Raw genomic sequence first — 8,249 nt, 5'->3', positions numbered from 1 at the left:
GTGTTAACAAGTTTGTACAAGAACTTGTTAATACATATACGAAATAGATTTGAATTGCAGTTGATATAGCATTAAATTTATAGTTATTATAAAAATAATCAATATAAACAGACTTTGCTTAAGATACTAATATCAGTACAATTTAGATTGTATGGATTGATACCATGGAGGTAATGAAATGCGRCAATTTGCWAAACCRACAATTGTTGTAAGTAAATGTTTAGAATTTGATGCCTGTCGTTATAATGGAGAGATGATACCAGATGTAACAATTCGAAACTTGCAGCCATTTGTTACATTTATACCTGTATGTCCTGAAGTAGAAATTGGTTTAGGGACTCCTCGTGAAACGATACGTATTGTAGAAAAAAATGGTGCGAATAGGCTTGTACAACCGTCAATACGAGAAGATGTAACTGAAAAAATGAATGAATTTTCAAATGCATTTTTACAAACATTACCTGAAGTTGACGGTTTTATTTTGAAGAATCGTTCGCCAAGTTGCGGAACTCGTGATGTGAAAATCTATTCTAGTTTTGAAAAAGGGCCAGTAAAAGGAAAAGGAACTGGATTATTTGGCGGAGCAGTAATAAAAAATTTTTCGCATCTTCCAATTGAAGAAGAAGGTAGATTGTCGAATTTTATTATTAGAGAGCATTTCTTTACAAGATTGTTTACAATCGCGCATTACAAAATGATTAAACACACTAAAAACATAAAAGAACTCGTAGCGTTTCAATCAGATTATAAGTATTTATTTATGGCATATAATCAGGTGAAACAAAAAGAATTAGGGCGTATTATTGCAAATCAAAAAAATGAAACAATTGAAGTCGTATTTGATAACTATGAGAAGACTTTATATGAATTATTTATGCGCGCGCCTCGCTATACATCGAATGTAAATGTATGTGAGCACATTTTCGGATATTTTAAAACAAAGCTAAAAAAACAAGAAAAAGATCATTTTCTAGAACTGATACAAAAATATGCAGAAAAGAAAATACCACTTAGTAGTTTGCTTACAATTTTAAAATCATGGGCCATTCGATTTGATGAAAAGTATTTATTAAGACAAACATATTTTGAGCCATACCCTGAAGGGTTAGTAGAAATTTCTGATTCGGGAAAAGGTAGAGATTATTAAACAATAAATTACATAATTCGACACGAAACCTCCTATGTTGTTGTAGAACAATGTAGGAATTTTTTTGTGCATTAGTACAGAATCTGTTTTAAAATTAAGTTATGACAGAATTATAGCAATTGTCTAACTAATATTCGTGTCTTTTAAGAAGTAATGTTTGTAGTAGAAACTCGCACGCTGTCGAAACTCAATATTCGATAAGGGGTGTGTAGCGGAATGGAATTTACTCTAACTCGCGAAAAACAAATGATTAAAGAAATGGTACGTGATTTTGCTGAAAAGGAAATCGCACCGAAAGCTGTATATTATGACAAAACTGCGGAATTTCCATATGAAACATTTCAAAAAATGGGYGAACTAGGATTATTAGGTATCCCATTCCCGGAAGAGTATGGAGGTTCAGGTGGCGATACGTTATCGTACGCGTTAGCTGTTGAAGAGATTGGTCGTGCTTGTGGTGGAACAGGTTTAAGCTATGCTGCAACAATTTCATTAGGTGCTTCTCCAATTTATTATTTCGGTACAGAAGAACAAAAACAGAAATTTTTAGTTCCAATGGCATCAGGTAAAACGTTAGGTGCTTTCGGATTAACGGAGCCAAATGCTGGATCTGATGCAGGGGGCACACAAACGAAAGCAATTTTAGATGGCGATGAATATGTTATTAGTGGTGAAAAGTGCTGGATTACAAACGCAGAGTATGCAAATACAATTATTGTAACCGCTATCAACGGTTTTGAAGACAATGGTAAAAAACGTATTTCTGCATTTATCGTACCGACTACTAGTGAAGGATTAACGATTTCAAGCCCTTACGATAAGATGGGTGTTCGTGCTTCTAATACTTGTGAAATCGTACTTGATGGTGTACGTGTACCGAAAGAAAATATTCTTGGTGATGTAAATAAAGGATTTAAACAATTCTTATATACGCTTGATGGAGGACGTATTTCAATTGCAGCATTAGCAGTAGGTATTGCACAATCTGCATTTGAGCGTGCATTGCAATATGCGAAAGAACGTCAACAATTTGGAAAACCGATTTCTAATTTCCAAGCGATTCAATTTAAATTGGCTGATATGGCGACTGAAGTAGAATTAGCGCGTAATTTAGTACATAAAGCAGCTTGGTTAAAAGATAACGATAAACCTTTCGGTAAAGAAGCGGCTATGGCAAAGTTGTTTGCATCTGAAGCTGCAAGTCGTATAGCAAATCATGCAGTACAAATTCATGGTGGATATGGCTATATGCGYGAATATGAAGTTGAACGATATATTCGTGATGCAAAACTTTTAGAAATTGGTGAAGGAACTTCTGAAATTCAACGTCTCGTAATTGCAAGACATTTAGGATGTAGATAAAAAGGAGGGGTCACTATGTTTCAAAAAATATTAATTGCTAATCGCGGGGAAATCGCAGTTCGCATTATGAAAACTTGTCAAAAACTTGGCATTCGTACCGTTGCTATTTATTCTGAGGCTGATGAAAATGCCCTTCATGTAAAATTGGCAAATGAAGCTTACTTAGTAGGCGGTCCACGTGTCCAAGAAAGCTATTTAAACCTTGAAAAAATTATTGAAATAGCTAAGAAGACAAATGCTGAAGCAATCCATCCGGGGTACGGATTATTATCAGAGAATCCATCTTTTCCGATTCGCTGTAAAGAAGAAGGAATCGTATTTATCGGTCCTTCAGAAGAAATCATTACTAAGATGGGAAGTAAAATTGAGTCACGTATAGCGATGCAAGAAGCAGATGTGCCAGTAGTTCCAGGCATTACTACAAATATTGAAACTGCTGAAGAAGCAATTGAAATTGCGAAACAAATTGGTTATCCATTAATGCTTAAGGCATCCGCGGGCGGCGGAGGCATTGGAATGCAGTTGATGGAAACTGAGCAAACGCTCACCAAAGCATTTGAAAGTAATAAAACAAGAGCGCAAAATTTCTTTGGTAACGGAGAAATGTATTTAGAGCGCTATATAGCAGATGCACATCATATTGAAATTCAGCTTTTAGCAGATACACATGGTAATACAGTGTATTTATGGGAACGCGAATGTTCAGTGCAGCGCCGAAATCAAAAAGTAATTGAAGAAGCACCTTCACCATTTTTAGATGAGGGTACACGAAAGGCTATGGGAGAAGTTGCTGTACAAGCTGCTAAAGCACTTGGTTATACAAATGCAGGTACAGTTGAGTTTCTTGTAAATGATCAAAAGAACTTTTATTTCTTAGAAATGAATACGAGATTACAAGTAGAACATCCAGTTACAGAAGAAATTACTGGGTTAGACTTAGTTGAACAACAATTACTTATCGCATATGGTGAGAAGCTATCATTTACACAGGATGATGTAAAACGTAGTGGTCATGCCATTGAGGCTCGTATTTATGCAGAAGATCCGAAAACATTCTTCCCATCACCTGGGAAAATTACAGATTTAACGTTACCRACAAATATACGTATTGATCACTTTTTGGAGAATCAAGTAACGATTACACCTTTCTATGATCCAATGATTGCGAAAGTAATCGCACATGGTGAAACTCGTGAAGAAGCGATTTCAAAATTAAAAATTGCTCTAGAAGAGTTAAAAGTAGAAGGTATTAAAACAAACACACCAATGTTACTGCAAGTACTCGGAGACGATGTGTTCAAAAGTGGTATTTATACAACAGGTTTTGTAACGAAACAACTTGTTAAAAAATAAGAGTTATGAATATTAAGGGGGAAAAAATGATGACGAAAGTATATGCATCGATGGCAGGAAATGTTTGGAAAATTGTTGTAGGAGTAGGAGATACAGTAGAGGAAGAGCAGGATGTCGTCATTTTGGAATCTATGAAAATGGAAATTCCAATCGTTTCAGAAGAAGCCGGAACTGTTATGAAAATTAACGTACAAGAAGGCGATTTTGTAAATGAAGGAGATGTATTACTAGAAATTGAATAGGGAGATATAGGGGGAAGCGAATTGAAACTACCTAATTTTGCTGTCATTAAAGAAGTCGGGCCACGTGATGGCTTACAGAATGAAAAAAAGATTGTTGGCACAAAAGATAAAGTAAAATGGATTCAACTACTTACAGAAGCGGGATTGTCGTACGTTGAAGTTTCCTCATTCGTTCACCCTAAATGGGTTCCTGCATTAGCAGATGCAAGTGATGTATTTTCTGAGCTAAAAAGGGATCCAAATGTTACATATGCAGCGCTTGTTCCRAATCAAAATGGTTTGGAACGAGCTTTTTTGCAAAATGTAGATGAGGTGAATGTTTTTTTATCAGCAAGTGAATCTCACAATAAAAGTAATATTAATAAATCTATTAAAGAAGCATTAGCTGTAATTGAAGATATAACAAAACAGGCAATGTTCGAAGGGAAAAGGTAAGGGGCTATGTTTCTACTGTATTTGGATGTCCTTATGAAGGCGATATAAGTGCCACAGCAGTTGACGAAATATGTAATCAACTATTTTCATACGGCATTTATGAAGTTTCTCTCGGTGACACGATTGGTGTAGCGAATCCATTACAAGTAGAACAAGTATTAGAACATCTATTAAAGAAGTATGATGCTTCGCAGTTTGCAATGCATTTTCATAATACGTATGGAATGGCTCTGGCGAATGTAGTTAAGTCTTTAGAATATGGTATTACAACGTTTGATAGTTCTTGTGGTGGACTCGGAGGATGTCCTTATGCACCAGGAGCATCGGGTAATGTTGCTACTGATGACTTAGTGCATATGCTCCATAAGCTGGGAGTCCAAACTAATATTGATGAAGAAAAGTTATTGAGAGCTAGTCAGTTTATTCAAAGTAAGTTAAATATCCAATTACCGAGTCATGTGTATAGAGCGCTTCAACATAAAACGATAAGTAGGTGAGAAGATGCTACAATTACAAAACATTTCAGTTGACTATGTTACACCGCACGTTGTAAAGATTTCGTTAAATCGTGAAAGACAAGCAAACTCATTATCTTTGGCATTATTAGAAGAATTACAAACTATATTAACTCAAATAAACGAAGAATCAAATACGCGCGTTGTTATTTTAACAGGGGATGGCGAAAAAGCATTTTGCGCTGGTGCTGATCTAAAAGAGCGTGCCAACATGAGTGAAGAACAAGTTCGCCATGCTGTTGGTATGATTCGTTCTACTATGGAGATGGTGGAACAATTACCACAACCAGTTATTGCTGCTATTAATGGAATCGCACTTGGTGGAGGTACTGAATTAAGCTTAGCTTGTGATTTTAGAATTGCTTCTGACACTGCAAGTCTAGGTCTTACTGAAACCTCTCTTGCAATTATACCTGGAGCAGGTGGTACTCAGCGTTTACCGAGATTAATTGGAGTCGGTAGAGCGAAAGAATTAATTTATACAGGAAGACGTATTTCGGCGCAAGAAGCGAAAGAATATGGTTTAGTAGAATTCGTAGTACCAGCTGATTTACTAGAAGAGAAAGCAATTGAAATTGCAGATCGAATTGCTAAAAATGGTCCAATTGCTGTTCGATTAGCAAAAGAAGCAATTTCAAATGGTATTCAAGTAGATTTACATACCGGATTACAAATGGAAAAACAGGCGTATGAGGGCGTAATCCATACGAAAGATAGATTAGAAGGRTTACAGGCATTCAAGGAAAAACGCAAACCAATGTATAAGGGGGAGTAAATATGTTAGATCAAAAACAACAATCTAATTCATTTGAAGAACGAGTTGAAACAATTAAGCAAGGCGGGGCAACGAAATATCATGAACAAAACAAAGCAAAAGGAAAACTTTTTGTTCGAGATCGTTTAGCTCTTTTATTCGATAATGGTGAATATGTGGAAGATGCATTATTTGCAAATTGTGAACAAACCGGGTTACCAGCTGACGGCGTTGTAACTGCAACTGGTAAAATACATGGTCGTACTGCGTGCGTAATGGCAAATGATTCAACTGTTAAGGCTGGATCATGGGGAGCACGTACAGTTGAAAAGATTTTACGTATTCAAGAAACGGCTGAGAAATTACGTGTGCCGTTATTTTATTTAGTTGACTCCGCTGGGGCACGTATTACAGATCAAGTTGAAATGTTCCCTGGACGCCGCGGTGCGGGAAGAATTTTTTATAACCAAGTGAAATTATCTGGAAAAGTGCCACAAATTTGTTTATTATTTGGACCTTCAGCAGCTGGTGGTGCATATATTCCAGCATTTTGTGACGTTGTTATGATGGTTGAAGGAAATGCTTCTATGTATTTAGGGTCTCCGCGTATGGCTGAAATGGTTATCGGTGAGAAGGTAACTTTGGAAGAAATGGGCGGAGCACGTATGCATTGCTCAGTATCAGGATGCGGAGATGTTTTATGTAAAACAGAAGAAGATGCAATTACGCAAGCGAGACAATATATTTCTTATTTTCCAAGTAACTATTTAGAAAAGACTCCTTTGATTACACCTCAAGAACCGAAACAGTTCGATAAAACGTTAGAAGAAATCATTCCAGAAAATCAAAATGCTCCTTTCAATATGAAAGATCTCATTAACAGAATTATTGATGAAGGTTCTTTTTTTGAAGTGAAAAAATTATTTGCTCAAGAACTAATTACAGGTTTAGCGCGTATTGATGGTAAGCCAATTGGCATTATTGCAAATCAGCCGCGTATGAAGGGCGGCGTTTTATTCCACGATTCAGCTGATAAAGCAGCGAAGTTTATAAATTTATGCGATGCATACCATATCCCATTATTATTCCTTGCAGATGTACCTGGATTTATGATTGGTACAAAAGTAGAACGTGCCGGAATTATTCGTCAYGGTGCAAAAATGATCTCTGCAATGAGTGAAGCAACTGTACCGAAAATTTCTATCGTCGTTCGAAAAGCATATGGAGCTGGCTTATATGCAATGGCAGGTCCAGCGTTTGAACCAGATTGCTGCTTAGCGTTACCAACAGCTTCTATTGCAGTAATGGGTCCAGAAGCAGCGGTCAATGCTGTATATGCAAATAAGATTGCAGCTTTACCAGAAGAAGAGCGTGCAAGCTTTATTGCTGAAAAACGAGAAGAGTATAAGAAAGATATTGATATTTACCGTTTAGCATCTGAGATGGTGATTGATGGTATTGTTCATCCAAACAATTTACGTGAAGAGTTAAAAGGACGATTCGAAATGTATATGAGTAAATATCAAGTATTCACGGATCGTAAACATCCTGTATATCCAGTTTAAAAGCCCTATTTAGGGCTTTCTTGCTCAAAAAATCAAGGAGGGGAAAACATGAAACAAGCAGTTTGGTTTCCAACAGAAGAATATAAAGAAAAAACGCGTTTATTTGGTTGGATGAAATCATTAGGCTATGAAGATTACGAAGCTTTTTATAATAAGTCAATTGAAGAAACAGCTTGGTTTTGGGGAGAAGCTGAGAGAGCAGTTGGCTATCAGTGGATGAAACCATATACAGAAGTGTTAGATTTAGAAAATGGTACACCGTTTGCACAGTGGTATACTGAGGGAACTTGTAACGTTGTAGAATCTGCTTTATCTCGCTGGCTTGCAGACGATAAAACGAAAACACAAGCAGCACTTATGTATGAAGGGGAAAACGGAACTTCGAAATCATTTACATATGAAGAGCTTGACAGCTGGGTAAGCCGTGTTGCCAACGGTTTGAAACATGCTGGTATTGAAAAAGGTGATCGTGTAACAATTTACATGCCAATGATTCCTGAAACAGTTGTTGCTATGTTAGCGGTAATGAAAATTGGAGCGATTATTTCACCAATATTCTCAGGTTTTGCTGCTGATGCAGTAATGACACGTGTACAAGCAGCTGGTTCAAAAATGGTTATTACCGCAGATGGCTTTTCACGCCGTGGGAAAATTGTTTCATTAAAAGATGAAGTAGATAAAGCTTGTGAACATTGTCCAACTGTTGAAAAGGTGGTAATTGTTCGTCATGCAGGAAATGATTTTACACCGCATAATTATGATTTTTCATGGAGTACGTTAGAAAAAGAAAAACCATTTATACATGCTGAAGAAATGAACAGTGATGATCCATTAATGCTTATATATACATCTGGAACGACTGGTAAGCCGAAGGGG

General features: G+C 36.6%; 7 protein-coding genes and 1 pseudogene. All 8 read left to right on the top strand.

Annotated elements, in window-relative coordinates; all coding sequences use genetic code 11:
* Positions 1 to 178 precede the first annotated feature (178 nt).
* Entirely contained in the window at positions 179 to 1,147 is a 969-nt protein-coding gene (locus AC1DJR_RS11195) for a YbgA family protein (RefSeq protein ID WP_477002625.1), read from the top strand.
* 216 nt (positions 1,148 to 1,363) lie between these two features.
* Positions 1,364 to 2,509 carry an acyl-CoA dehydrogenase gene (locus AC1DJR_RS11190; RefSeq protein ID WP_002032227.1) on the top strand — a complete coding sequence of 382 codons (1,146 nt, stop codon included), beginning with the start codon at positions 1,364 to 1,366 and terminating at the stop codon, positions 2,507 to 2,509.
* A gap of 15 nt (positions 2,510 to 2,524) precedes the next feature.
* Positions 2,525 to 3,862, top strand: a complete 1,338-nt coding sequence (locus AC1DJR_RS11185) for an acetyl-CoA carboxylase biotin carboxylase subunit (RefSeq protein WP_477002624.1) — start codon at positions 2,525 to 2,527, stop codon at positions 3,860 to 3,862.
* 26 nt (positions 3,863 to 3,888) lie between these two features.
* On the top strand, positions 3,889 to 4,104 hold the full coding sequence (locus tag AC1DJR_RS11180; RefSeq protein WP_001985297.1) for an acetyl-CoA carboxylase biotin carboxyl carrier protein subunit: 216 nt from the start codon (positions 3,889 to 3,891) through the stop codon (positions 4,102 to 4,104).
* Positions 4,105 to 4,125: 21 nt separating this feature from the next.
* A pseudogene (gene mvaB, locus AC1DJR_RS11175) lies at positions 4,126 to 5,036 on the top strand (hydroxymethylglutaryl-CoA lyase).
* A gap of 4 nt (positions 5,037 to 5,040) precedes the next feature.
* Positions 5,041 to 5,829, top strand: coding sequence for an enoyl-CoA hydratase (locus tag AC1DJR_RS11170; protein WP_002017012.1), 789 nt, complete (start codon positions 5,041 to 5,043; stop codon positions 5,827 to 5,829).
* A 2-nt stretch (positions 5,830 to 5,831) separates the two neighbouring features.
* Positions 5,832 to 7,373, top strand: a complete 1,542-nt coding sequence (locus AC1DJR_RS11165) for an acyl-CoA carboxylase subunit beta (RefSeq protein ID WP_107888194.1) — start codon at positions 5,832 to 5,834, stop codon at positions 7,371 to 7,373.
* Between the two features lie 48 nt (positions 7,374 to 7,421).
* On the top strand, positions 7,422 to 8,249 hold an 828-nt coding region (locus AC1DJR_RS11160; RefSeq protein ID WP_477002623.1), incomplete at its 3' end, for an AMP-binding protein.

The organism is Bacillus sp. 05T31 (assembly GCF_056396725.1).
This window is presented reverse-complemented; position numbering and strand designations above follow the sequence as displayed.

Bases quoted from the DNA above. Each gene is read 5' to 3' on its own strand.
- AC1DJR_RS11180 (WP_001985297.1), top strand. From the start codon at position 3,889: ATGATGACGAAAGTATATGCATCGATGGCAGGAAATGTTTGGAAAATT.